This is a genomic window from Prescottella soli, assembly GCF_040024445.1.
Lineage (GTDB): Bacteria > Actinomycetota > Actinomycetes > Mycobacteriales > Mycobacteriaceae > Prescottella > Prescottella soli.
In genome coordinates, this window is sequence record NZ_CP157276.1 from 2167538 (window position 1) to 2192025 (window position 24488).

24 protein-coding genes and 1 pseudogene are annotated in these 24488 nt (G+C 66.0%); 11 read left to right on the top strand and 14 right to left on the bottom strand.

What is annotated here, in order from left to right; all coding sequences use genetic code 11:
* Positions 1-272: 272 nt before the first annotated feature.
* From ABI214_RS10190 to ABI214_RS10215, 6 genes are all read right to left on the bottom strand, one after another.
* Positions 273-1853 carry an ABC transporter substrate-binding protein gene (locus tag ABI214_RS10190; RefSeq protein WP_348609660.1) on the bottom strand — a complete coding sequence of 527 codons (1581 nt, stop codon included), beginning with the start codon at positions 1851-1853 and terminating at the stop codon, positions 273-275.
* A gap of 94 nt (positions 1854-1947) precedes the next feature.
* Positions 1948-3078: an alpha/beta hydrolase family protein gene (locus ABI214_RS10195; RefSeq protein WP_348609663.1), complete on the bottom strand. Its 1131-nt coding sequence runs from the start codon at positions 3076-3078 to the stop codon at positions 1948-1950.
* An 18-nt stretch (positions 3079-3096) separates the two neighbouring features.
* Positions 3097-4011 carry a VOC family protein gene (locus ABI214_RS10200; RefSeq protein WP_348609666.1) on the bottom strand — a complete coding sequence of 305 codons (915 nt, stop codon included), beginning with the start codon at positions 4009-4011 and terminating at the stop codon, positions 3097-3099.
* Positions 4008-5567 carry a class I adenylate-forming enzyme family protein gene (locus tag ABI214_RS10205; RefSeq protein ID WP_348609669.1) on the bottom strand — a complete coding sequence of 520 codons (1560 nt, stop codon included), beginning with the start codon at positions 5565-5567 and terminating at the stop codon, positions 4008-4010. Before ABI214_RS10205 ends, ABI214_RS10200 begins: the two co-directional genes overlap by 4 nt.
* A 20-nt stretch (positions 5568-5587) precedes the next feature.
* The gene (locus ABI214_RS10210; protein WP_348609672.1) at positions 5588-6892 is read right to left on the bottom strand and encodes an SMP-30/gluconolactonase/LRE family protein; all 1305 of its coding nucleotides are present in this window, start codon (positions 6890-6892) and stop codon (positions 5588-5590) included.
* A 323-nt stretch (positions 6893-7215) separates the two neighbouring features.
* A complete protein-coding gene (locus ABI214_RS10215; RefSeq protein ID WP_348609676.1) occupies positions 7216-8028 on the bottom strand; it encodes an enoyl-CoA hydratase/isomerase family protein in 813 nt (270 codons plus the stop codon).
* 332 nt (positions 8029-8360) lie between these two features.
* Here ABI214_RS10215 and ABI214_RS10220 point away from each other — a divergent pair, with 332 nt between their 5' ends.
* The 6 genes from ABI214_RS10220 to ABI214_RS10245 are packed head-to-tail and all read left to right on the top strand — an operon-like array spanning position 8361 to position 13912.
* On the top strand, positions 8361-9365 hold the full coding sequence (locus tag ABI214_RS10220) for an LLM class F420-dependent oxidoreductase (protein WP_348609679.1): 1005 nt from the start codon (positions 8361-8363) through the stop codon (positions 9363-9365).
* An 11-nt stretch (positions 9366-9376) separates the two neighbouring features.
* On the top strand, positions 9377-10486 hold the full coding sequence (locus tag ABI214_RS10225) for an acyl-CoA dehydrogenase family protein (protein ID WP_348609682.1): 1110 nt from the start codon (positions 9377-9379) through the stop codon (positions 10484-10486).
* Between the two features lie 8 nt (positions 10487-10494).
* Positions 10495-11667 (top strand): acyl-CoA dehydrogenase family protein, encoded by a 1173-nt coding sequence (locus tag ABI214_RS10230; protein WP_348609684.1) that lies wholly within the window; start codon positions 10495-10497, stop codon positions 11665-11667.
* 12 nt (positions 11668-11679) lie between these two features.
* Positions 11680-12297 carry an NADPH-dependent FMN reductase gene (locus tag ABI214_RS10235; RefSeq protein ID WP_348609686.1) on the top strand — a complete coding sequence of 206 codons (618 nt, stop codon included), beginning with the start codon at positions 11680-11682 and terminating at the stop codon, positions 12295-12297.
* On the top strand, positions 12294-13448 hold the full coding sequence (locus ABI214_RS10240; protein WP_348609688.1) for a CaiB/BaiF CoA transferase family protein: 1155 nt from the start codon (positions 12294-12296) through the stop codon (positions 13446-13448). Before ABI214_RS10235 ends, ABI214_RS10240 begins: the two co-directional genes overlap by 4 nt.
* Entirely contained in the window at positions 13445-13912 is a 468-nt protein-coding gene (locus tag ABI214_RS10245; RefSeq protein ID WP_348609690.1) for a nuclear transport factor 2 family protein, read from the top strand. Before ABI214_RS10240 ends, ABI214_RS10245 begins: the two co-directional genes overlap by 4 nt.
* A gap of 96 nt (positions 13913-14008) precedes the next feature.
* Here ABI214_RS10245 and ABI214_RS10250 read toward each other — a convergent pair whose 3' ends face one another.
* From ABI214_RS10250 to gnd, 4 genes are read right to left on the bottom strand one after another with little or no spacing between them, the layout of a single operon-like run.
* The gene (locus ABI214_RS10250; RefSeq protein WP_348609692.1) at positions 14009-14287 is read right to left on the bottom strand and encodes a WhiB family transcriptional regulator; all 279 of its coding nucleotides are present in this window, start codon (positions 14285-14287) and stop codon (positions 14009-14011) included.
* The gene (gene pgi / locus ABI214_RS10255) at positions 14275-15930 is read right to left on the bottom strand and encodes a glucose-6-phosphate isomerase (RefSeq protein WP_348609695.1); all 1656 of its coding nucleotides are present in this window, start codon (positions 15928-15930) and stop codon (positions 14275-14277) included. Before pgi ends, ABI214_RS10250 begins: the two co-directional genes overlap by 13 nt.
* Positions 15927-16934 carry a glucose-6-phosphate dehydrogenase (coenzyme-F420) gene (gene fgd, locus ABI214_RS10260; protein ID WP_348609698.1) on the bottom strand — a complete coding sequence of 336 codons (1008 nt, stop codon included), beginning with the start codon at positions 16932-16934 and terminating at the stop codon, positions 15927-15929. Before fgd ends, pgi begins: the two co-directional genes overlap by 4 nt.
* The gene (gene gnd / locus ABI214_RS10265) at positions 16931-17824 is read right to left on the bottom strand and encodes a phosphogluconate dehydrogenase (NAD(+)-dependent, decarboxylating) (RefSeq protein WP_348609701.1); all 894 of its coding nucleotides are present in this window, start codon (positions 17822-17824) and stop codon (positions 16931-16933) included. Before gnd ends, fgd begins: the two co-directional genes overlap by 4 nt.
* Before the next feature lie 86 nt (positions 17825-17910).
* Here gnd and ABI214_RS10270 point away from each other — a divergent pair, with 86 nt between their 5' ends.
* The 5 genes from ABI214_RS10270 (at position 17911) to ABI214_RS10290 (ending at position 21154) form a co-directional block, all read left to right on the top strand.
* On the top strand, positions 17911-18777 hold the full coding sequence (locus tag ABI214_RS10270) for a DeoR/GlpR family DNA-binding transcription regulator (RefSeq protein ID WP_348609705.1): 867 nt from the start codon (positions 17911-17913) through the stop codon (positions 18775-18777).
* Between the two features lie 58 nt (positions 18778-18835).
* The gene (locus ABI214_RS10275; protein ID WP_348609710.1) at positions 18836-19342 is read left to right on the top strand and encodes a nuclear transport factor 2 family protein; all 507 of its coding nucleotides are present in this window, start codon (positions 18836-18838) and stop codon (positions 19340-19342) included.
* A gap of 9 nt (positions 19343-19351) precedes the next feature.
* Positions 19352-20227, top strand: coding sequence for an aldo/keto reductase (locus tag ABI214_RS10280; RefSeq protein WP_348609713.1), 876 nt, complete (start codon positions 19352-19354; stop codon positions 20225-20227).
* 83 nt (positions 20228-20310) lie between these two features.
* Entirely contained in the window at positions 20311-20457 is a 147-nt protein-coding gene (locus ABI214_RS10285; RefSeq protein WP_348609716.1) for a hypothetical protein, read from the top strand.
* A gap of 97 nt (positions 20458-20554) precedes the next feature.
* A complete protein-coding gene (locus tag ABI214_RS10290) occupies positions 20555-21154 on the top strand; it encodes a hypothetical protein (protein WP_348609721.1) in 600 nt (199 codons plus the stop codon).
* Positions 21155-21191: 37 nt separating this feature from the next.
* Here the strand turns inward: ABI214_RS10290 and ABI214_RS10295 are convergent, their stop codons facing one another.
* The 4 genes and pseudogenes from ABI214_RS10295 to ABI214_RS10315 all read right to left on the bottom strand — a co-directional run bounded on the left by ABI214_RS10295 (position 21192) and on the right by ABI214_RS10315 (position 24232).
* Complete coding sequence (locus ABI214_RS10295; protein WP_348609724.1) at positions 21192-22097, bottom strand: aldo/keto reductase; 906 nt, start codon at positions 22095-22097, stop codon at positions 21192-21194.
* Positions 22076-22798: an SDR family NAD(P)-dependent oxidoreductase gene (locus ABI214_RS10300; RefSeq protein WP_348609728.1), complete on the bottom strand. Its 723-nt coding sequence runs from the start codon at positions 22796-22798 to the stop codon at positions 22076-22078. Before ABI214_RS10300 ends, ABI214_RS10295 begins: the two co-directional genes overlap by 22 nt.
* Positions 22799-22854: 56 nt before the next feature.
* Positions 22855-23732: pseudogene (locus tag ABI214_RS25485) on the bottom strand (mycofactocin-coupled SDR family oxidoreductase).
* Between the two features lie 20 nt (positions 23733-23752).
* Positions 23753-24232: a VOC family protein gene (locus tag ABI214_RS10315; protein ID WP_348609741.1), complete on the bottom strand. Its 480-nt coding sequence runs from the start codon at positions 24230-24232 to the stop codon at positions 23753-23755.
* Positions 24233-24488: the final 256 nt, after the last annotated feature.

The following is a 24488-nucleotide window of genomic DNA, read 5'->3' on the forward strand; positions in this document are numbered from 1 at the left end:
CACAACAGAATCGGTCAGCTCGCGGTGCCATAAGGACGGCGGGTGCGCGTCGGCAGCCGTGGACGATAGCCGCTCGCGCACAACGGGATCGACCTGCTCGGATACCCGTGCTGCAGAAGTGAGAAACGCTGCGCTGGAGTCGGATTCCAGCGCAGCGTTGGGGTGGACGCGAGATGCACGTCAGTGGCCGGACGCGGTTCATCGCCGACGCTGCTGCACGGCGGGGCAGCAGCCCCGGCGACGAACCTATCCCTCTCGCCCTTCGGTGCGGGCTACTTCGCTACACCGACGTGACGCAGGTCGGGGACACCTTGAATACGGGACATCGCCATATCGGTGGCCCCGATGACCTTGTCGGAGTACGCGAACTGAGTCGGCGTAGCGCAGATGAATACGTTCATCGCCTGCTCGGTTGCGATCGCCGCCGTGTCTTCGAGTGCTTGGTTCTGTTGATCCTCGGATAGGTTCGGGTCGAACGCGCGGTCGAGGGTCTCGTCGAAGCCTGCCGGGCGGGGTCCGGGGAACAGCGCCGGCGACCGGTACCAGTACTGGAACGACTGGAGCGAACTCGGCCGCGGCACACGGCCGTTGATGACCGCGTCGTAGGCATCGCCTCGACTGAATCGTGCGTTCATCTCCGCCTGATCGACTTCTTGGAAGTTCACCTTGATCCCGATGTTCTCGAACTGCGAGCGCACCGCAGTCGCGATCTCGACCACCGGCGAAACCCTTGCAGGAGCCATGATGTCGAGCTGGAGATCGGTAATCCCCGCCGATGCCAGAATCTGCCGGGCACGCTCGGGGTCGAAGTCGTACCGGATCGGCGGCTGGTCGAGGTAGCCGACCATTCCTGGCGTGGCGGCCTGCGGGTTGGGTGTGCACTGCCCGTGCAGGATCGACTTGTTGATCCCGTCCCGATCGATCGCGAAGTTCAACGCCTGGCGCACATCCGGTCGAGCCATGTCGGCAGAGTTGGTGTTCACGTTGACTGCGTACGCGGTGGACGGCGGGTACGAGTAGAACCCGAATCCACGACCCAGGTTCGACGCCTGGGCGTAGTCGACAGGCATGACGTATGCAAGGTCGATCTGCCGCGAACGCAATGCGTTCATGCGCGCGTTGCCGTCCGCGTAGCCCGTGATCGTGATGCGCTCCGGGAGCTGAGCGGATTTGTCCCAGTAGCCTTCCCTGCGCACATACGAGACCGAATCACCGACGCGCAGGGTCTCGAGGACATAGGGCCCGGACCCGACCGGACGCACGTCGAGGTCCGGGTTGGCGACGGCGTTCGGGCTGATGAGCATCCCCTCGACGCCGGACAGCACATAGGGAAGGTCCGACGCCGGCCGGTTCGTTCGTATCGTGACCGTCGATGGATCGACGGCGTCGATTCCCTCGACCATCGAGTAGTAGCTCGAGACCGTCGAGCCCGGGAGACGCATTGCCCGCTCCAGCGACGCCTTCACAGCGGCCGAATCGAGTTTCGCGCCATCGGAGAAAGTGACATCGTCGCGGAGAGTGAAGGTCACGGACCTACCGTCCGGCCCGAACTCCCATCCGGTGGCAACCATGGGGGCAAGCACCGCGCCGTTCTCACCGTTCACGATCTGGGTGAGACGATCGTAGAGCGGCGTCAGGTACGGGTAAGCGGCGACGGTCGAGGGGACCGTGTAGGGGTCGACCGGTCGAGGGGGCAGGAAGTACCCCACCCGCAAATGGCCGGACGGATCGGCGTCCGAAGCATCGAGGGTCGCGGGTGCACCGTTCTGTGCGGCGGGCTGACCGCCACATCCAGTCACCGCCAGGGCAAGCATCACAGCGGCGCCGCAAACCTTCAGTCCTGGAAATCTCATGGATTGTTCCTCTCGCAGAAGTGCTTTCGAAGCCGGTACCCCGGGCGACCGGGGCCGGTGGGAAACGCTCTACAGATGCCCGATGAGGTCGGCGCTACAGCTGGAATCGCTGCCCGATCCACTCGGCGATCACGTCGGCGACCTGCGGGCGGGTGTCTGTCGGCCGGTCGAAGTAGTGGTCACCCGGCAGCTCCACGCCGGCCTTGTCGGCCGAGGCGAGACCGTCGAGGAGTGCCTTGGCGTCACTGGGGAACACCCCGGTGTCCGCCGCGCCGTTGACGACAAAACTCGGCACCGAAATGTTCGCCAGGTGCGGGCCGGCGTTGCACTGCGACGTCTCCTGACTCCACATCGAGAGCCACGTCCGCAGCGTGCACGAGGTCACCAAGCCCCACGTCGAGCCGTTCGACTGCTTGGGCTCCCCGTGGTAGCACCAGTTCGGTTTGCGATCGTTGGCGTCGATGGTGGGGTCGACGAAACGCGGGTCCGCCCACGTCCGCGGCACGGTGAAGACACGATCGCGCTGGCCGGCCGCGGCGAGGCGTCGCAGTTCCGACTTCGCCCAGTCGGTGATCCGTGCGTTGCGGTCACGCTGCGCGGCCCGGTACCGGGTCAGGAATTCGGCCGTGAAAGGCCGCTCCCGCTCCGGATTCCACAGGTCGAGTTCAGGATCGGTGAGAGTCGGGTCGTTCTCGTCGATCACCGCGGGATCGAGCTGACTGGTCAGCACGTCAGGACGCCCCTGATGCGCCGCGAGAGCGATGAACGCATCACCGGGCACCAGGTCGTCGAGTCCGGGTGCGGGCCGCATCCCCGGCAGGGCAACGACATTCGGCGTGGTCGCATGCGACTGGTACGCCGCCATCAGCGAGCATCCCCCGGAGTTTCCGAGGATGATCACCGACTCGACGCCCATCTGTTCGCGTAGCCACCGCACTCCGACACCGATATCGACGAGCGCACGATCGAGGAGGAAGTGCAGTGGGTCGTTGCGGAACCGGGTGTTCCAACCCAGGAATCCGAATCCGCGTGCCGCCAAGTGGTCGGCGATGTAGTGCTGGGAGAAGTCGACGTTGTAGTGGGTTGCGATTACGGCAACCTTGGGCCGAGTTCCGCGGGGGCGGTGGTAGACACCCTGGCAGGGCCAGCCACCCGCCCCCGCTCGGGACTGCCCCGGCGCGGACAGGCCGACGAACGTGGTCTCGATCTCGGATAGCTGCGTCACGAGCTGCTCATGCCTCCATCAGGAATTCGGATCTGTCGAGTCTGTGATCCGGGTGAGGAATTGGACGAATGTTCCGGGCGACTGGGTCGGATGCACCCAGAGTTGACGGCACGGCCCCCAGGGAGACTGCATCGGCGAGTCGGTGGGCGGCCCCAACGTGACCACGCCGGCATCGTCGAAGCGCTGCGCCAACAAATCGACATCGTCGACCTCGAACGTGGTCATGTAGTGGCCGGACCGCCCGGTATCGAGGGCACGTTGAAGTGCCGCACCCTGAGGCCTCGTGGTGTCGGTCGGGACGGTGATCTCGACATTGGTATCACCGGGCAGTCCGAACACCGTCGCGCGCAGGCCCCATTGCGGAACGTCGTACGACGGGTTCGGGATTGCGCCGAGCCCCGACAGCGTCGCGACGATCGACTCGTCGTCGCGCCCGACCAGAACCTGGGTGAAGAGTCTGGTTCCGGGTGTCGTGGCCGAGAATTGCCGCGGCCCGTCGTGCAGTCGGAGAAGTTGAGTGAAGGCACCGCCCATCGCCGCCGGTTTGAACCACAGCATCTCGGCTCGTTCGCCGACCGAGGCAGGGGCGAACCTCGGCGGACCCACGACATCGATTCCGGCTTCTCGGACGCGGTCGTAGGCGGCCGCCATGTCGGCCACTTCGTAACACGAGAGATAGGTGCGTGCACCGAAGCGTTCGACGAACGCCGCGATTGCGGCACCGTTGCGTTTGCTCGTGTCCACCCCACGGACCAGTTCGAGATAGCTTCCGTCGGCGAAACCGAATGTGGCTACCTCTGCCCCCCATTCGGGGCGATACGACAGGTCGGAGAGCACAAATCCCAGACGCGAGTACTGCCCGACAGCGGCGGTGAGGTCGGGCACGGCGATCGCCACCCCGACGTACCGTCCGATCGTCGAACCCGCTGTCATGCCGTGGTCCGCGTGCTGTCCCCGGTGAGACCGAGGATTTGCAGTGCCTGCTCACGGACCTCGCTCTTGTGAACCTTGTTGGACATGCCGCGAGGCAGCGGGTCGTCCTGGAACAGGACGTATTTGGGCGCCTTGTAACGCGCCAGGCGCTGTCGGCAGTACTCGATCAGTTCGTCCGCGCTCGGCGAGTCGGAGGCGTTCCGATCGCGCCGGGCGATCAGCGCCGGCACCTCTCCCCATTTCTCGTCAGGGGCGGCGACGACCACAAGCTCGAGGAGCCCGGGATAGCCTGCGAGCACACGCTCGATCTCGGCGGGGTAGATGTTGACACCTCCCGAGATCAGCATGTCCTTGGCGCGATCGACGACGTAGAAGTACCCTTCCTCGTCCTGCTTGACGAGGTCGCCGGTGCGCAGCCAACCGTCGATGAACGCCGCCTTGGTTGCGGTGGGATCGTCCCAGTAGCACTCCATGATCTGGGGCCCGCGCAACAGCAGTTCGCCGACCTCGCCCGGGGCGACCTCCTCGCCGAAGGCGTCCACGACCCGTGCCGAGGTCTGCGGAGTCGGGATGCCGGTCGAACCCAGCTTCGCCTCGGCCATCTCGCCGGGCAGCGCCAGGGACAGTCCTCCGCTCTCGGTCAGACCGTAGCCCTGGCAGACGTACAGCCCCCTGCGCCCGAACGCCTGCAGCATCGTCACCGAGATGGCCTGGCCGCCGGTTCCGAGCATCCGTAGGCTCGAAAGGTCGGTCTTCTCGAAAGTGGGGGCCTGCGTGAGTGCTTCCAGGATCGATCCGACCGCGATGAACTGGGTGATACCTCGCTCGGCGAAGACCGCGAGCGTCCGGTCCGGATCGAAGTCGTCGTCGAGCACTGTCTGACCGCCCACCGAGTACAGCGGCATCCACATTGCGATCAGTCCGCCAGTGAACGCGAGCGCGTAGGGGAAGTAGGTGCTGTCGGTCGCGTTCCAGGCGTCGATCGCGATCCGCTCGGCACACACCGCGAGGACGTTGCGGTGACTGAGCACCGCGCCCTTGGGTGCGCCCGTCGTTCCCGACGTGTAGCAGATGAACGCGGGATGGTCCGCGTCGAAATGCGTCCGCGGATCCTCCGGAGAGGATGCGGCGACCATCTCTTCGAACAGGTTCTCGCCGTCTCGGGGCGAGGCGGTCACGATGCATCGAAGCTCACCGACCGACTGCTCGTCGTACTCGAGGAGTCCGTCCAGCATCGCTCGGTCCGCGACGATCGCCGTCGCACCGCACCGCTCGATGATCTCGGCCAGTTCCGCCGGCGCGAGCCGGTAGTTCAGCGGCACGAACGTCGCACCCAGTTTGAAACACGCCAACACGGTTTCGCAGAACTCGATGCAGTTGGGTACCAGCGCCGCCACTCGATCACCGAGCCCGACCCCGAGGCCGCGCAGTCCCTGCGCCAGCCTCGAGGTACGGTCGTCCAGTTCTGCCCAGGTGAGTTCGCGATCGCCCATCGCGATCGCCATGCGATCCGGGTCGCGTTGCGCCCAGTATCGCAGTGGTCCAGCAAGATTCATGTGTGCCCTCCCGGCGGAATTCAGCTGCGAACGAGGCGGCGGACGCTCCCGTCACCGTCGCATCCGATGACGATCGACCCGTCCTTCGCGATGGTCACCGACGACCGGCGACCGTCATCAGCCTGCAGCCGAGGCAGTCCGAAGGGGAGATCCGCGGCCACGACCTCACGCCGCTCCCCGTCGAGGCTCGCGTATACGACCTGTCTCGAGCCTTGGTCGGCGACCACCACACCGTCCTCGGTGAGCGCCACGCCCTGGGGTCGTTCGAAACCTTTGAGCGCGAGCGGTTCACCTTCGCCGAGAACGAGAACCGATCCGGCGGTCTCGTCACTGACGACGATCGCGCCGTGGCCACCGGAGATCGCAGTGACGGTCGAGAGCCCCGACGCCTGCCGGGACTTCACGTTGCCCTCCAGATCCAGGACGACGACGTCGCCGCGCAGCATTCCCACCAGCAACTGGCCGTCACCGACGCCGATCGCGTTCACCCCGTCGGCGTCCTGCCCGAAGTACTCGGAGTTCGCGCCGTCGAGCGAACCGTAGATCTTGACCCACTCCCCCGAATCGTCGAGGCGGAACACCTCACCGGCCTGAGTCAGAGCCACCAGGACTCCGTCGACCTCGGCGACGCCGACGGCGACGAACGGTTGGTCGAGGAGCAACCGGCTCAACCTTTCGACGTTGCCGGTGTCGTCCAGCCGGCACACACTCCCGTGGTCGGCGACGACGTAACCGTCGGCTGCACTCGCGATCTGGTACGGGCCCAGGAACGAGCCCGTCGAGAGCGCCTTGTCGAGTTCGCCGGTCTCCATCGAGTATCGCGCCACGCTCGCCTCCACGAAGTTGGAGACATAGATGTAGCCGCGCTCATCGATGTCGAAATTGTCGACGCCCGGAGCAAGACGCACCAGCCGCTGCCGCTCACCGGTGGTCAGGTCCACCGCGGTGACCTCACCGAGACTCGACTGGGTGACCACGAGCCGGCCGTCGGATGCGAACTTGACCGCCGTCGGATGCGCCAGGCCGTCGACCACGGTCTCGACCGCGCCCGACTCCGGATCCACAGCCAACACCGTCCCGGCGAATACCTGTGGCATGTACAGCCGCCGGTCCGGGCCCATCTCCAGGGCATTGAGCCAATCCAAGCCCTCGGCGATCACCCGCACCCGGTTTCGCTGGTGCCGGTCGACTTCCAGGACCCGGCCACCCTCGCGCATCTCGTCGACGTACAACGTGTCGGTCTCGGGGTCGACGGTGATGCCGTTGACCGCGGGACAATCGTCGACCAGTACGAAGTACGAACCGTCGGCGCGTCGACCGCTCACTCGCCCGTTCATCGTCTCTGTGGCATAGACGGTTCCTTCGGAATCGAAGGCGATGTCGTCGGGCCCTCGGAGTTCCGAGCCCATCGGCGAGGCCGTGGACAGGGTGTCACTGTCCGCATCCCACGCCGAAACATGTTCTCCCACTAGCTCCGAGACCCACAATCGGCCATCCGCATGAAGCCGGACCCCGTTCGCCCCGAACAGCCGGGCAGGCTCCCGGACGGTCTTCATCGACCATCCGGGGGCTGCACTCGGCGATGTGTCCAGGTAGAGGTCGTAGCGAGACACCGTGGGGTTGCTCGACGACTTACTCATCGATCCTCCTAGATTGCGGCGGCGGTATCGGAGAAAACGGCCTTACGCTTCTCACGGAAGGCGAGCTCCCCCTCGGCGAGGTCCTGACTCAGGACACACACGACCTGAGTCCGATCCTCCATGGCCAGTGCGGCTTCGAGGCTGCCGATCTCCTGTGAGGCATTGAGCGCTTCCTTCGACATCCGCAGGGCCAGCGGCGCCTTTGCGGCGAGAACCTCGGCCACCTCCAGGGCAGCATCGACGACGTCGGGGCACACGCGGCTCACGAAGCCGATGCGTTCGGCCTCGTCCGCCTGCACCCGACGTCCGGTCATCAGGATCTCGGTCGCACGGCCGCCGATGATCCGGGGAAGCAGGTAGCTGGCACCCATCTCCGAGACCGACTGGCCGATATTGATCTGGGCCGCAGCGAAATACGCTTCAGGAGCGGCCAACCTGATGTCACTCGCCATTGCGATCGAGAAGCCGCCACCGACGCAGGGCCCGTTGACTGCCGAGATGACCGGCTGGGGGATCCGGCGCAGCTTGGCGATCACGCCGGAGTACCAGGACTGGACGGCCGTCCAATGCCGGTTCCGGTCACCCTCGACGCCGGTCGGAAACACCTCACCGGACAGGTCTGCACCGGAGCAGAAGCCACGGCCGGCGCCGGTGAGCACGACGACCTTGACATCGTCGGCTCGCACGAGTTCATCGAGTTGCTTGGTGAGTTCGATGATCAGGCCGGGATTGAGGGCATTGAGCCTACTGGGCCGGTTCAGCGTGATCTGCTGAACTCCGGGGGCGGGCCTCGAAACGAGAATCGGGTCATCCACGGCCATGATTAGGACTCCATTCAACGACTACGGGCACGAAACCGTCTCGGACGGCGGCCCACTACCTGGTCGGAACATTTTCGATACCGATTGCGCGGCCACCCATTCCAGATGAACCGCGCTTTCACTTTCGGCGCGAACAGAGCATTGCACGAGTTCGTGGAGGGCACAAGAGTTTTCAGAAAATCCCTCTGCACATCAGAATCTGCTAATCTCCCTGGTGCAAACGCGACATCAAGGACGACCTCCTTGACGAGCCCACTTCCCTCCGGCGGCACCATCGACCGCCTCTCTCCGGCGGTGTCTTCGGCCGCCCGAATCCGTATTTGGAGGACGCCATGAAGCTCGGCCTGAATCTCGGCTACTGGGGCTCTGGACAAGACGACACTCTGGGACTGGTGCAACTCGCGGAGGACGTCGGGTTCGACTGCGTGTGGTCCGGCGAGGCCTACGGGTCCGACGGTGTCACTCCCCTTGCCTGGCTTGCCGCGAGGACATCCCGGATCGGTCTCGGCACCGCCGTGCTGGGGATGGCCGGCCGCTCCCCCGCGCTCACGGCGCAGACCGCCGCCACGATGGACCACCTCTCGAACGGCCGATTCCGCCTCGGACTCGGCATGTCGGGACCCCAGGTCGTCGAAGGCTGGCACGGCATCCCCTACGGCAAGCCGCTCCAGCGAACCCGCGAGTACGTCGACGTGGTCCGGCAGGCACTTCGTCGCGAGGCACCCCTCGAGCACCACGGCGCCTACTACGACATCCCGTACACGGGTGACGACGGCACCGGCCTGGGCAAACCACTGAAGCTGATTCTGCATCCGCGCCGGGCAGATCTTCCGATCTACCTTGCCGCGATCGGCCCACGAAACATCGAACTCGCCTGCGAGATCGGGGACGGCTGGTTTCCGGTCTTCTTCTCTCCCCGCCGTTACGACGCGATCCTCCCCGCCGGCTTCACGCCGCGACCCGATTTCGACCTGTGCCCGAGCCTCGACGTTGTCGTCGGAGACGACGCCGCCGCCTGCCGTGACCAGGTCAAACCGAGCATCGCGCTGTACGTCGGCGGGATGGGCGCCCGCGGAAAGAACTTCTACAACGACGTGGCATGCCGTTACGGCTACGCGGACGCAGCGGAGAAGATCCAGGACCTGTATCTCGCCGGGCGCAAGGAGGAGGCGATCGCCGCAGTACCGGACGACCTGGTCGACGAGGTCGCACTCTGTGGCCCACCCGAACGGATCAAGGAACTACTCGACTTCTGGACGTCGGCACCGATCACGTCCATGTCCCTCATGACCCGGCAGCCGGAGGCGGTTCGCCTCATGGCCGATCTCCTCAGTTAGGCGGAACGACCGTGCAATTCGGTTTCAATCCTGAGCAAGCCGCGCTCCGCGACGGCGTACGCCGGTTCCTCGGCACCTCCGATCGCCAGCAGCTACGAGACCTCGTGGATGCTGGCCTCCCGTACGACGAAGCGGCCTGGCGCCGAGGGGCCGATGAGCTCGGCCTGACTTCCGTGCCGATTCCCGTCGAGTACGGCGGGGCCGGTGGCGGGATGGTCGAGCTGGCGATCATCCTCGAGGAGTTCGGCCGCCATCTCGTCAGGTCACCGTTCCTCGCGAGCGTCGGACTTGCTGCCACCGCGCTGCTCGCGACCGGTGACGACGCGGCCTGCGCCGACTTCCTGCCCCAGATCGCGAACGGCAAGCTGATCGCCACGTTCGCGCTCCCGGTCGGGATCGGATCGATGGCATCTCTCCCGATCCACGCCGGAGACAGCGCACGACTGACCGGCGTCGCCGAAGCGGTCATCGATGCAGAGTCCGCGGATCTGCTGATCGTGCCGGCGCGAACGTCCGACGGAACCGACCTGTTCGCAGTTCACCGGACCGCCGTCGCCGTGCCCGAGGACGATGCGGCAACCCCCTACGACCTGGTCACCCGATCGAGCCGGATCCGCCTCGAAGACACCCCCGCAGTCCGGCTCGGCGCCCCGGCGCCGGACAAGGTCGAGCGCGCCTTCGCGCTCGCGAGCATAGCGTTGGCGGCCGAGCAGCTGGGTGGCGCTCAGGCCTGCCTGGACGAGTGCGTCGAATACGCGAAGACCAGAACCCAGTTCGGACGGGCGATCGGATCCTTCCAGGCGATCAAGCATCGGTGCGCCGACGTGTTGATCAAGGTCGAGGGCGCACGCTCCCTCGTGTACCACGCAGCATGGCTCGCCGACCAGGGGTCGACCGAGGAGCTCGTCCTCGTGGCAGCGATGACCAAGGCCTGGTGCTCGGATGCCTACGTACAGGCGGCCGAGGCGAATCTACTGACCCACGGGGGAATCGGATTCACCTGGGAACACGACGCGCATCTGCACGTGCGCCGTGCCCGTAGCCGCGCACTGACGCTCGGCAGTGCCGACGATCACCGCGACGCCGTCGCCGCCCGTCTTCTGCTCGCCGAGACCCGCTAGGAGCAACCATGGATTTCGCTGATTCGCCCGCTGACCTCGCCTACCGGGAGCGAGCTGCGGCATGGCTCGCCGCGAATGCCCCGGCCTTCGAGGAGCCGGACACGGGGAGACTGAGCGTCTTCGGAGCACGCACCACCAAGGAATCAGTCCGGCACGTCGAGCAGGCACTTGCTTGGCAGGCCCGTAAGTACGCGGACGGCTGGGCGGGTATCGGCATCCCCGAGGAGTACGGCGGCGCGGGCGGCGACGTCCCCCAGAAACTTCTGTTCGCCGAGGAGGAGGGTCGCCACCGCCTACCGCTCGATGCCCAGTCCGTCACGATGGGGATGATCGTGCCGACCCTGTCCAGGTGGGGCACCGCCGAGCAGCGCGAGCGGTACCTGACGCCGCTCCTGGCCGGCAAGCAACTGTCGTGCCAGCTGTTCTCCGAACCGGACGCCGGATCCGACCTCGCCGCCATCCGGACGACGGCGCGGAGGACTGCGGACGGGTGGCGGATCAACGGGCAGAAGATCTGGACGTCGTACGCTCAGTACGCTTCGTTCGGCTATCTCCTCGCCCGCAGCGAGGATGCGCCCCGACATCACGGCCTGACCGCGTTCCTCGTCGATTTGAAGCAGCCGGGCGTCACCGTACGGCCACTGAAGCAGGCAACCGGAGCGCACACCTTCAACGAGGTCTTCTTCGACGACGCGGTGGTCGCGGCCGACGCTGTTCTCGGTGAGCCCGGCCAGGGGTGGGAGGTCGCGATGACCACCCTGATGGCCGAGCGTTACTCGCTCGAGCCCGAAATCGTCTGCGCGCAGCCACTGCTGGAGATGCTCGGCACCAGCACGCACGTCACCGACCCGACGATCCGACGGCAGCTCGCAGACGTGCACACGATCCAGCACATCCTCGGCATCCTGAAGCTGCGGCTGCGCACCGCAGCCAACGAGGGACGCCCACCCGGGCCCGAGGGATCGATAACGAAGCTGCTCTCGACGGACGGACAGTACCTCGCCGCGGACACCGCAATTCGTGCCCTCGGCCCGGACGGCGTCCTCGAGAACTCGTGGACCGAACTACTCACCGGCGCACTGGGACTGCGGATCGGAGGCGGAACCGACGAGATCATGAAGAACGTGATCGCCGAACGCGTCCTGGGACTCCCGCGCGAACCACGTGTCGGACAGCACTGAGAGAGGTACCTGATGATGACCGATGACCTGACCGTCCCCCGCACCCTCCGCGCGGTCGGGATCGCGGGAAGCCTCCGCGCGGGTTCCTACAACCAGTTGTTGCTCGACAACGTCATCCGGCTGAGCCCGGACGAACTGGAGATCGAGCCGTTCACCCGGCTGGCGGAGATTCCACCGTTCAACGAGGACGATGCACGCCAGGGCGGACCCGCCGTCGTGGTCGAGTTGCGAGATGCCGTACGCGCCGCGGACGCCCTGATCATTGCGACGCCGGAGTACAACTACGGTGTCCCCGGGGTGCTCAAGAACGCACTCGACTGGATCTCGATCCCACCGGGCAACTCCGGGCTCGAGGGCAAGGTGGTCGCGCTCATGGGCGCGTCGCCGAGCATCCTGGGCACCGCGCGTGCACAGTCCCAGCTACGCCAGTCCTTCGTGTTCACCCAGTCCCATGTGGTGAACCATCCGGAGGTCTTCGTCACCAAGGCGCACACCCGCTTCGAGAACGGCACGCTCACCGATCCCGGAGCCACGAAACTCATCGGACAACTGCTGAACAACACAGTGAAGTTGGTGCGCACCCTCCGGTCGGCAGACGGGAACGCCCCCGTTCCGGGAGCCGTTCGATGAACGGTCCCCTCACCGGTTTACGCGTGCTGGAACTCCAGGGTATGGGTCCGTTGCCCTTCGCCGGCATGCTGCTCGCCGATCTCGGCGCCGACGTGGTCCGGATCGACCGAGTCGGACCGCGCGGCGAGGCGCTCGTCCAGCGCGAGCCGGTCGGCCGAGGTCGCCGCTCGGTGGCCCTCGATCTCAAGGACCCCGCCGGCGTGGAAACCCTTCTACGTCTCTGCGAGAACGCGGATGCGTTGATCGAGGGCTTCCGCCCCGGCGTCGCCGAACGCCTGGGGATCGGCCCGGAGCCCTGCCTGACGCGCAACCCGCGTCTGGTCTACGGGCGCATGACCGGCTGGGGCCAGACCGGCCCCCTCGCCGAGTCTGCGGGGCACGACATCAACTACATCGCGCTCGCGGGCGCGCTCCACGGCATCGGTCCGCGCGAGCGGCCGGTGCCGCCGGGCAACGTCGTCGGCGACTTCGCCGGCGGCGGCATGCTGCTCGCCTTCGGCGTGGTCAGTGCGCTGCTCGAGGCGAAGTCGTCCGGGCGGGGCCAGGTGGTCGATGCTGCCATCGTCGACGGAGCGGCGCTACTCACCACCGCGATGCACGAACTCATCGCCGCCGGAGAATGGTCCGAGCAGCGGGGCAACAACGTCTTGGACGGCGGCGCCGGGCACTACGACGTGTACGAGACGGCCGACCGCAGATTCGTCGCGATCGGCGCTCTGGAGTCGCGGTTCTACGACGATCTGTGTGCCCGTCTGGGCGTCGAAGTCGACCGCACCGACGAGGCGTCGGTCCGCTCCGTGTTCACCGAATTGTTTGCCGGCCGAACCCAACAGGAGTGGTGCGACCTGCTCGAAGGCACCGATGCCTGCTTCGCGCCGGTGCTCAGTCCCACGGAGGCGGCCCGACATCCCGCGAACCGCGCGCGCCATGTCTTCGTCGAGGTCGGTGGCGTCGTCCAACCCGCACCGGCCCCCAGGTTCTCGCGCACACCCGCCCGTATCCCCGAGCCGGCGGTCACGCCCGGCACCAACACCCGTGAGGTTCTCGGTGAGTGGGGCCTCGACACCGCGGAGATCGACGGCCTCCTCGCGAGCGGAGCCGTCAGCGAGGGCCGCGCCCACCCGTCCAACGAAAAGGAGACAGCGCAATGACCGAGGAGCGCTTCGACGCCGACGACCGTGCAGCGATCGTCGAGACCTGCACGAAGATGACCTACTACATCGACGAGCGCCGGTGGGCCGACCTCCACGAGGTGTTCGCCGAGACGATCACCCTGGACTACGGCGACCTGTTCGGCAGTGCGCCGACCGATACGCCGCGCGCGGTCTACGTCAAGAACGCCGAGCGTCTGCTCGGAAACCTCGATGCGACGCAGCATCTGGTATCCGGACACCTGGTGAGTGGTTCCGGTGACGACGCCCGATGCATCTCCCAGGTGGTGGCAATCCACGTGAAACCCAACACTTCCGGTGATTCGATGTGGACCTCCGGCGGCCAGTACGACATGCGTCTGCGTCGGTGCGAGGACGGTTGGCGGATCAGCGCGGTGCGCGCGATCCAGCGCTGGTGCACGGGCAATCGCGAGGTACTGCGACTGGGCAAGCTCGGCGTGTAGACGGAGCGGGTCGGCATCTCGTCGCCCAGGACGGCAGCGCCCGGTGGTCCCTCGTCGCGACCACCGGGCGTTTCCGTGTCCGGAACCGGGTTCGGGTTACCCGCTCGACCGTAGAACTCGGCGCTCTTCCTCGGTCAGGCCACCCCAGACTCCGTGATGCTCGTGCGAATCGAGGGCGTGCTCGAGGCATTCGGACCTGACCGGGCAGCTTCGACAGATCAGCTTCGCGGCTCGAACCCTGGTTCCCCGCGCCTCGCCGCGTTCGTTGTCCAGGTAGAAGAATGCCCCCGGGTCGGTGCCTCGGCAGGCGGCCTCGAGCTGCCAATCCCAGGACTCCGCCAGTGCCGGCGGCAGGCGCACGGTCAGCGCGGGCACCGCGCAACCCTCTTCTTCCGGTAAACGGCCGACAATTCCGCCGTGGATGTGTCCACGTCTAAATGGGATTCGCCGATGCCCGACAATGTCGGCGCCAATTCGATGGCAGTCGCCTTTCCGAGTTCGACTCCCCATTGATCGAAAGAATTCATGCCCCAGACGGTTCCCTGCACGAAAACCACATGCTCGTAGAGAGCGATCAACTGGCCGAGCACGGATGGCGTCAAGGCGGGCGCGAGAATTGTGGTGGACGGCCGGTTTCCGGGCATGATCTTGTGCGGGACCATCTCCGGCGCCACGCCTTCGGCCGCGACCTCCTCCGCCGACCGACCGAAGGCAAGAACCTTCGACTGGGCGAACATGTTCGCGACCAACACCTCGTGCATCGTTCCCTCGGGATCGATCGTCGCGGCATCCTCCGACGGGTTCGCGAACCCGATGAAATCGACGGGGACCAGGCGTGTGCCCTGATGGAGAAGCTGATGGAAGGCATGCTGTCCGTTGGTCCCGGGCTCACCCCAGTAGATCTCACCCGTCTGGACGCCCACCGCGTCGCCGTCGGCTCGGACCGACTTACCGTTCGACTCCATCACCAACTGCTGGAGATAGGCCGGGAACCTCGACAGGTCGTTCGCGTACGGCAGTACCGCATGCGTATCGGCCTCGAAGAAACTCGCGTACCAAATCCCCAGGAGCCCGAGCAGTACCGGAGCGTTCGACTCCGACGGCTCCGCCCGAAAGTGTTCATCCACCGTGTCGAAACCACGGAGGAACTCGCGGAACCGTTCGGGCCCGATCGCGATCATCAGACTGAGCCCGACCGCCGATCCCACCGAGTAGCGACCGCCTACCCAGTCCCAGAAGCCGTACATGTTCGCCGGATCGATGCCGAAGGCGTCGACCCGTGCGAGATCGGTGGACACGGCCACGAAGTGGAGTCGAACTGCGTCCTCGCCGAGGGCACTCGTCAACCACCTGCGGGCCGCGTGCGCGTTGGTCAGCGTCTCCAGCGTGGCAAACGTCTTGGACACCACGACGAACAGGGTGGACTCCGGTGAGAGTCCCGCCAGCGCCGAGGCCAGGTCCGACGGATCGATGTTCGAGACGAACCGAACCTCGGGACCGTCGACGTACGGCCTCAGTGCGCGGTAGGCCATTGCGGGTCCGAGGTCGGATCCGCCGATCCCGATGTTGACGACGGTCCGGATTCGACGGCCCGTCGCGCCGCGCCACAGGCCGGAGCGGACGCGGTCGGCGAGGACCGACATCCGGTCGAGAACGTCGTGCACGTCGCCGACGACGTCGACTCCGTCGACGACGCGGCGGGCATCCCGCGGCGCACGGAGAGCCGTGTGCATCACCGCCCGTCCCTCGGTGCTGTTGATGTGCTCGCCGGCGAACATCGCGTCACGCCGCTCTTCCACACCGGCCGAGCGCGCGAGCGTTGTCAGCAGGTCGAGCGTTTCCCGCGTCACAAGGTGCTTGCTGAAATCGATGTAGAGATCGCCCGCCGTGACGGCGAGGTCGCGGCTGCGGCTCGGATCCGACGCGAACAGGGTGCGCAGGTCGGTCGACGAAACGGTGGCCTGATGCGCCGCAAGCTTCTGCCACAACGCGGATTTCGTGACATCGACGGTGTTCATGCCAGCGCGCGCAGACGCGGTGCGAGGTCGCGCTCGAACAGGTCCAGGAACCGCTTCTGGTCATGGCCGGGCGCGTGGAACACCAGGTGGTTGAGGCCCGCGTCCAGGTACGGCTTGATCATCTCGACCGCCTCGTCCGGATCGGACGAGACGATCCACCGCTTGGCCACCTGCTCGATCGGCAACGCGTCCGCCGCGGCCTCCATCTCGATCGGATCCTCGATGCTGTGCTTCTGCTCGGCCGTCAGCGACAACGGCGCCCAGAACCGGGTGTTCTCGAGCGCGGCCGCCGGATCGGTGTCGTACGAGATCTTGATCTCGATCATCCGGTCCACATCGGACAGCCTTCGCCCGGACTTTTCGCAGCCCTCCTTCACCGCCGGGATCAGCTTCTCGGTGTACAGGTCCATCCCCTTGCCCGACGTGCAGATGAAGCCCTCGCCCGCGCGGCCCGCGTAGCGCGCGACGACGGGACCGCCGGCCGCGACATAGACGGGGATACCGCCCTCGGGGACGTCGTAGATCGAGGCACCCTTGGTGCTGTAATACTCGCCCTCGAAGTCCACACGGTCGCCGGTCCACAGATCGCGCATCAACTGCACCGACTCCCGCAACCGCGCGAACCGCTCCTTGAACTCCGGCCACTCGCCCTTGAAACCGGTCGCGATCTCGTTGAGCGCCTCACCGGTACCGACACCGAGCATCACACGCCCCGGGTACAGGCACCCCATCGTCGCGAACGCCTGCGCCACCACCGCCGGGTTGTAGCGGAACGTCGGGGTCATCACCGACGTGCCCAACTGCAGACGCTCCGTGCGCTCACCGACCGCCGTCATCCACGCGATCGAGAACGGCGCGTGGCCGCCGTTGTGCCGCCACGGCTGGAAATGGTCCGAGACCGTTGCCGAATCCATCCCACGGGCCTCCGCGAGGACGCCCAACTCGACCAACTCCCGCGGGCCGAACTGCTCGGCCGACGCCTTGTACCCCAACCGCAGATTCATGCGCGCAACTCCTTCAGACGAACTCCGTGACCACCGAACTGATTGCGCAACGCGGAGACCGCCTTCATCGCAGGGGAATCCGATTGGCGGGAGGAGAATCTGGCGAACAACGCCGCAGATATGACGGGCGCAGGGACCGCGCGCGCGATCGCCTCCTCGACTGCCCATCTCCCCTCGCCGGAGTCCTCGGTGTAGCCGGTGATTCGTTCGAAGCCCGGATCGTCCAAGGCTGCGGTCACCATCAACTCCAGGAGCCACGACCGCACGACCGTGCCGCGCTGCCACGCTTTCAGGACCGAGCCGGCGTCGGTGATGAGCGGAGTGGCGGCGAGCAGTTCGTAGCCCTCCGCGTAGGCCTGCATGAGTCCGTACTCGATGGCGTTGTGCACCATCTTCGCGTAGTGGCCCGCACCGACAGGTCCGGCATGGACGAAGCCGTCCGTGCGCTCGCCGGTGGGCCTGAGCGCGTCGAAGATCGGCATGGCGCGTGAAACGTCGTCTGCCGCGCCCCCGACCATCAGACCGAAGCCTTCTCGCAGACCCCAAACACCTCCGGACACACCGCAATCGACGTAACCGATTCCCCGGCCTCCGAGCAACTCGGCATGATCCTCGTCGTCGGTGAAGCGGGAGTTTCCCCCCTCGATGACGAGGTCGCCGGGCTCGAGCAGGCGGCTCAACCGGTCGATCACGGACCGAGTCGCGTCGCCCGCCGGAACCATCACCCACACCAGTCTCGGGGCCGCCAGTCGGGCGACCAGATCCTCGAGCGATTCCACGTCTCTCGAGGCGTTCGCAGGATCGAACCCGAGCACGTCGTGCCCGGCGCGGTGTATGCGCTCGCGCATGTTCGCACCCATCCGGCCCAGGCCGATCAGACCTATTTGCATTGGAGCTCCTCGGAATCAGCGTGGCATCCAGCCCGAGATCGACTTGCGCGAATTCGCGCATGCTTTGCACGTAATCATGCAAACAGGTGCGCGATCTGTCAATATCCGCGCAGGGCTACGGCTATACTCAGCCGGGCCGTCCGGCCGCCAACCGAGACATCGCGCAAGGAGGAAGTGGCTTGTCCGGGAGTGCGCAGCGTCGCGAGGACATACTTCGCAGGCTCGTTGCAGACGGCTACGTGGAGGCGAAGGCGCTGTCGCAAGAGCTGGGCGTGGACGCATCGACCATCCGACGGGATCTCGATGCCCTCGCTCGACTGGGCAAGGCCGAACGAACACACGGTGGGGCACGCCCCGTCGTCGGCGCGACGTCCGAGGTCCCGTATGTGGTGAAAGAGGGCGGCTACCGGGCCGAGAAGGTCGCGATTGCTCACGCGGCCGCGAATCTTGTGAGCGACGGTCAGAGCGTCATCCTCGACAGTGGCTCCACCACTTACCAAATCGCGGCAGCACTACGACACCGGTCCGACCTGACGATTCTCACGAACGACCTACGGATCGGAAAGTACGTCGCCTCCTTCCCGGACGTACGACTCCTGGTGACCGGCGGAGAGCTCCTCGGGTCGGTCTTCACGCTGGTCGGCGAGCGGTCCGTGGAGTTTCTCGCCGACTACTCCGTCGACTGGGCGTTCCTCGGAGCGGACGCCATCGACCCTGCCGCCGGCATCACCAACACGAACACACTCGAAGTCCCCATCAAACGGGCGATGATCTCGGCCGCCGCCCACTCGGCTGTCGTCGCGGACAGTTCGAAGTTCGGGAACAGAGCGCTGGCCCGGGTGGCCACGCTCGCCGAAGTCGACCTGATCATCACCGACTCAGGGCTGGCCGACGATCATCTCGATCCGTACGGCGAGAAGCTCATGCGGGTCAGCACCGACAATCACCGCTGAGGCATTCGGGAATCAACGAAACGGCAACAGCGCAGGGCGCTTGTGCGATGCTCCACACGTGGAGCATCGATCCTCGGGAGATCTCGACGACCTCGAAGAACTCCGTCAGCTCAAGTACCGCTACTTCCGGACCCTGGACCTCAAGCGGTGGGACGAATTCGCGGACACGCTCGCGCAGGACGTCGTCGCCGAGTACGGGACGCACGCGCTTCGTGAGCCGCTCGTCTTCGAGGGGCGCGACGCGCTGGCCGGGTTCATGCAGAAGGCCCTCGGACCGGCGGTCACGTCGGTGCACATCGCCAACCATCCCGAGATCACCGTCGACGGCTCCACCGCTGAGGGCTCGTGGGCGTTCGAGGACACGGTCATCGTCCCCGCGGCCCGCCGCCTCATCCGGGGCGCCGGTTACTACCGGGACAGCTACCGCCGCGACGACGACGGCCGGTGGCGCATCGCCCGGACGTCGTACGACCGCATCTACGAGTCGATCATCTCGCTCGACGACATCCCCAGCTTCGAGTTCCTCTCGCACATGTGGTCCGAACCGCCGGTGAAAGGCGCCTAGCCTGGATTCATGACCACTCCAGAGATCGCCCTGAATTCCGGAACAGTCATCCCGCAGCTCGGCCTGGGCGTGTGGCAGGCCACCAACGACGAGACCGAGCACGCCGTCCGCTTCGCACTCGACGAAGCCGGGTATCGGCACATCGACACGGCCGCCGCATACGGCAACGAGGAGGGCGTCGGCCGCGGCGTCCGAAGTTCGTCGGTCCCGCGCGAGGACATCTTCGTCACCACCAAGTTGTGGAACTCCGACCAGGGGTACGAGCCCACGCTCTCGGCGTTCGACGCGAGCCTGTCGCAGCTCGGCCTCGACTACGTCGACCTGTACCTCGTCCACTGGCCGCTGCAGAACCACGAGACCCGCCTGCGCACGTGGGACGCGCTCGAGCAGATCGCCGAATCCGGGCGCGCGAAGGCGATCGGGGTCTGCAACTTCGAGCCGCATCACCTGCAGGAACTCGTCGACCGCGGCGGCATGCTGCCGGCCGTCGACCAGGTGGAGCTGCACCCCCGTCTCCCCCAGCACGCGATTCGGGACTTCGCCGCGTTGCACGGCATCGCCGTGGAGTCGTGGAGCCCGCTCGGCGGCACCAGCAACTCCGGGTGGGGTGACGCGTCCAAGCCCAACACCCTGCTCGACGACCCCGTCATCACCAGTGTCGGCGAGCGGCACGGCAAATCGCCGGCGCAGGTTCTCGTCCGCTGGCATCTGCAGAACGGTCTGATCGTGATCCCGAAGTCGGTGCACGACAATCGGATCGCCCAGAACATCGACGTGTTCGACTTCGAGCTCACAGACGAGGACATGGCCGACATCGCGACCCTCGACGACGGCGCCCGGGTCGGCTTCCATCCGGACGAGATGAACATGGGCGCACCGGCGTAGGCGCGATTCACGAAAATCCCTCGTCCCACCGTTCCCTTGCCGCAGGATGTTGATCGCACCCACCCTGTCGGGAGAGGATCGCCATGCGCCGCATCACGATCGCGCCAGGTGGCACGACGGGCTCGCACTTCAACGACGGCATGCTCTACGAAATGGTCGCTCAGGGCTCGCTGACTCACTACAAGTCGGGCTGCACGATCGACGATCGTCTACAGCGCCGGAGGCACTAACGCCGAGCCCAGCGGGAAGGCGCCGGGCTGCATGTGGTCGTCCGCTGACCGCCGCGATTCGCCCACGATCCACCACTCGATCCGTAGCCTGTCGGATATGGGGGCTTCGAAACTGTGTATGGGGATGCTGGCGGTCGCGCTGGCCGCGGGCTGCGGTTCGGGCGGTTCCGACGCTGAATCGGACGCGCCGTTGCCGCAACAGAGGGCGTCGGTGCTCGTCGAACCGACTTGCCTCGCAGGCAATCTGCTGAGCTTCTCGGACCAACCGCAGACTGCACCACCGGTACCCGACCCGATGCCGATTCCGCACGGGTTCGCGCCGGTACGTGTCGTCACGTGCGAAGGAGACTGGGATGCCGGGGTCGCCGACCACACCGTGTCCTGGGTCGAGGAACACCGCCAGGGCGACATGACCACCGTCCTCGCCGGGTACGCACTGCCGTCGGAACCGATCGAAGAGCAGACGTGTCGCGCCGACCAGCTGACCCCACCCGAGGTCTGGCTGGTCGACGAGCGAGGACTCGGTCTTCGAGCACCCGGGCTTCCGACCGGTGAGTGCGGAGTGTTCAAGTGGGACGCGATCACCGCGATCCGGGCGCTTCCCCTCACCGAACGAATCGTGCATCGCATCCCGGTGTCTCCGACGATGGAAGCCCGCTTTCGGGGCGAACCGGCTGAATCCGCGGCGCCCGCGTAATCGACGGTGAGACTGGCCTTTTGCGCGGCGGGGATGGTCATGCCCCGGGCGACGCGTTGAGCAAGGCGAGTTCGTCGGATGTCAGGTCGAGCGTTGCTGCAGCGACCGAATCGATCACGGATTCCGGCCGGGAGGCGCCCGGGATGGGGATCACCACCGGGGACTGATGCAGCTGCCAGGCCAGGGCGACCCGGTGACTGCTCACCCCACGTGCTCGTGCAACCGCAGCGAACGGCGACCCGTCCTCGCCGAGGCTCTTGGCCTGCCGCATGCCGCCGAAGGGGCCCCACGACAGGAAGGCCAGGCCACGCTCCTCGCATGCCCGTATCTCCGCTTCGGCGGAGCGGACCGCAGGCGAGTACTCGTTCTGCACCGACACCAGGGCGTCGCCGAGGATCCGCTGCGCGACGTCGATCCGGTCGACGTCGGCGTTGGAGATGCCGACGCGCTCGACCAGTCCCTCCTCGTGGAGGGCGCGGAGCGCGAGCATCGATTCCTCGTAAGGAAGTTGGGGGTCGGGTCGGTGATGCTGGTACAGCGGTAGCGAATCGAGAGCGAGTCGCCGGATCGACGCTATGCATGCCTTCCGGAGGTGTCGGTGACTTCCGTCGATCCACCACGTGTCGGTCTCGGGGAAGCGGAGGTGGCCACCTTTCGTGGCCACGACGACGTCGTCCACTGGTCCCGACCACGTCCGCAGCGCATCGATCAGCGCCAACTCGTTGACCCCGTCACCTCCACCTGCGGGGCCGTACACGTCTGCGGTGTCGAACAATCGGATGCCGGCGTCGAGGGCGGCATGCACCGCCCGACGTCCGCGCGCGACGTCATAGCCGGCGATCTGGGTGATCGTCATGGATCCGAATCCGATCGCCGGCACACTGCGGTTGCCGAGTCGCCGACGGGGAAGACTTGTGCGGCTCATTTTCCTACGGCCGTCCATCCGCCGTCGACGGGCATGCACACTCCGGTCACGAAACCGGCGTCGAGTGCGAGGTGTTCGATCGATCGTGCCATCTCGTCGGGCGTGCACAGCCGCCCCAGCGGCGTGCGTTCCTTCGTGGCCGACACGTCGTAGCCTTGATCGATCATCTCCTGAACCATCGGCGTCAGGGTATGGCCGGGGGCAATGCTGTTGACTCGGATCAGCGGCGCCCATTCGATCGCGAGGTTCTTGCTCAGTTGTTGCACTGCGGCTTTCGCCGGTCCGTAGTCGGCCTGTCGCTGCCAGCCGCCGTACGCGGTCGTCGACGATATCGTCACGATCGATCCTGGCTTCCCTGCGCCGATCAGGGGACGGGCGAACGCCGACGCGACCATCAGCGTTCCCACCACGTGCACGTCGAAAACCCGCCTGACTCTTTCGGGTTCGAGCTCGAGCGCGGGAACGTAGGATCCGCGGATCCCATGACATGTCACCAACACGTCGGGAGCCGACACGTGCGCGCCCGCACGCACCATCGCCGCTTCCACCTCGTCGCGATCGGTTACTTCCACCCGGTAGTAGTCGACGCCCGGCAGCGGGGAGCTGGGTTCGTTCAGGTCGAAGACACTCACCCTCAGGTCTCTGGCGAGAAGCCGGTCGACGACCGCGGCGCCGATCCCGCTCGACCCGCCCGTGACGACAGCATGTTCCGCGCCCATCGAAAATCCTCCTTGTGTGAACTCTCCACGCCCTCGGCGATTCTGTGCGGGTCGTGTCACCGGATGGTCGAACCGGCGTCGACCGGAAGCGAGACGCCGGTGACGTATCGAGCGTCGGTCGAGGTGAGATACATCAACGCACCAGTGACGTCGGAGACATCGATTCGTTCGACCGGCAACGAGTTGACGAAGATGGGCGCGAGATCGGGTCGCTGTTCCAGCAGTCCCGGAAGAACCTGCGAATGCCCTTGCGGCGTATCGACTCCCGTGGGGTTGATCATGTTCACTCGGATGTTCCGGTTGGCGAGCTCGAGAGCGAGTGACCTGCACAGCCCGGTGAGTGCGTGCTTGGACGCGACGTACGGCAGGTAGAAGGGGAGCCCGACCGTGCTCGCCGTCGACCCGGTGATCACGATGCTTCCGCCACCGGCAGCTTCCAGGTGCGGGATGGACACCGCGCAGGTGTTCCACACCCCGGTGAGGTTGACGTCGAGGGTCACCTGCCAGAGCTCCTCGGTAACCTCCTCGTGGGTTGGACGGTACAGATCGATGCATTGGCGACGACGACGTCCAACCGTCCCAGGTTCTCGACGCCTTCGGCGACGGCTCGCTGCAACCCATTGCGGTCGCGGACATCGACCGCCGCGACGTGAGCGCGGCGTCCGGTCGCCTCGACCATGCGCGCCGTCTCCGCAAGCCCCTCGCTGGTCCCCATCGTGTACGGGACGAGATCCTCCTGCCGGCAGACATCGATTGCGATGACGTCGGCGCCTTCGGTCGCCATGGCTACCGCGTGATTACGGCCCTGGCTTTGCGCCGCGCCGGTAACCAGCACAACTTTTCCTTGCATTCTCACATTGACCTCACGATCCCGAATTTCCAATTTTTCGCGGGGTGAGCACTCCCGTTTCGGGTCGGTTTTCCGACCCGGCATCCGACGCGGCCCAGACGTACCTACGCCCGTTTCGATCGGTTGGCCAACCGCACCTCGGTGGCGCGATCGAGCAGCTCGATCGTCAGGCCCAGGGCATCCCGGTGGTAGGCGGTACCGGCAGGGCACTCGCCGTCGCGAACACCGCCCATCCACAGTGGTGCGCCTCGCCGTTCGAGCTCGTTCGACGCTCGGGCCAGGTCCTCGACCACGAATCCGAGATGATGGATGCCCGAACCGCTCTGCCACACGGGAGAACCCGGGACTTCACGCAACAGCTCCAGATACGGGGGGCCATCCGCGGTCAGCCCGAGGCGTTGCACCGTCGAGTGTTCGACACCATCGATCTGGCATTGGTAGTGCGACTCGGAGAACAGGCGTATCGAGACGCCGTAGATCTCCTCGAAGTGCCGCACCGCGGCATCGACGTCCTTCACCACGATGCCGACATGGTGCAAGCGTCCAAGACCGAAGTCGACACCGGGCACGGCGAACGGTGTCATCCAGAACCCTCCTCGTAGGCGCGGAACGGACGTCGGAGTCAGATCCGAGTCCCGAAGCAGAATGATCGTTCAAAACCTGAATATATTCAAGCGACATTCCTTCGGTACGGGCCCTTGACCGGCCCACCAACCGTTGAAAACACTGCTGAATGAAGGTTCAACCAGCCATTTTTCCGAGTTCCGAGGGCGCAGATCGGACATCCTCGACGCAGTGACGGCCTGGTCCGTCGGCCGCCTGACCCGAACCGCCCGAGAC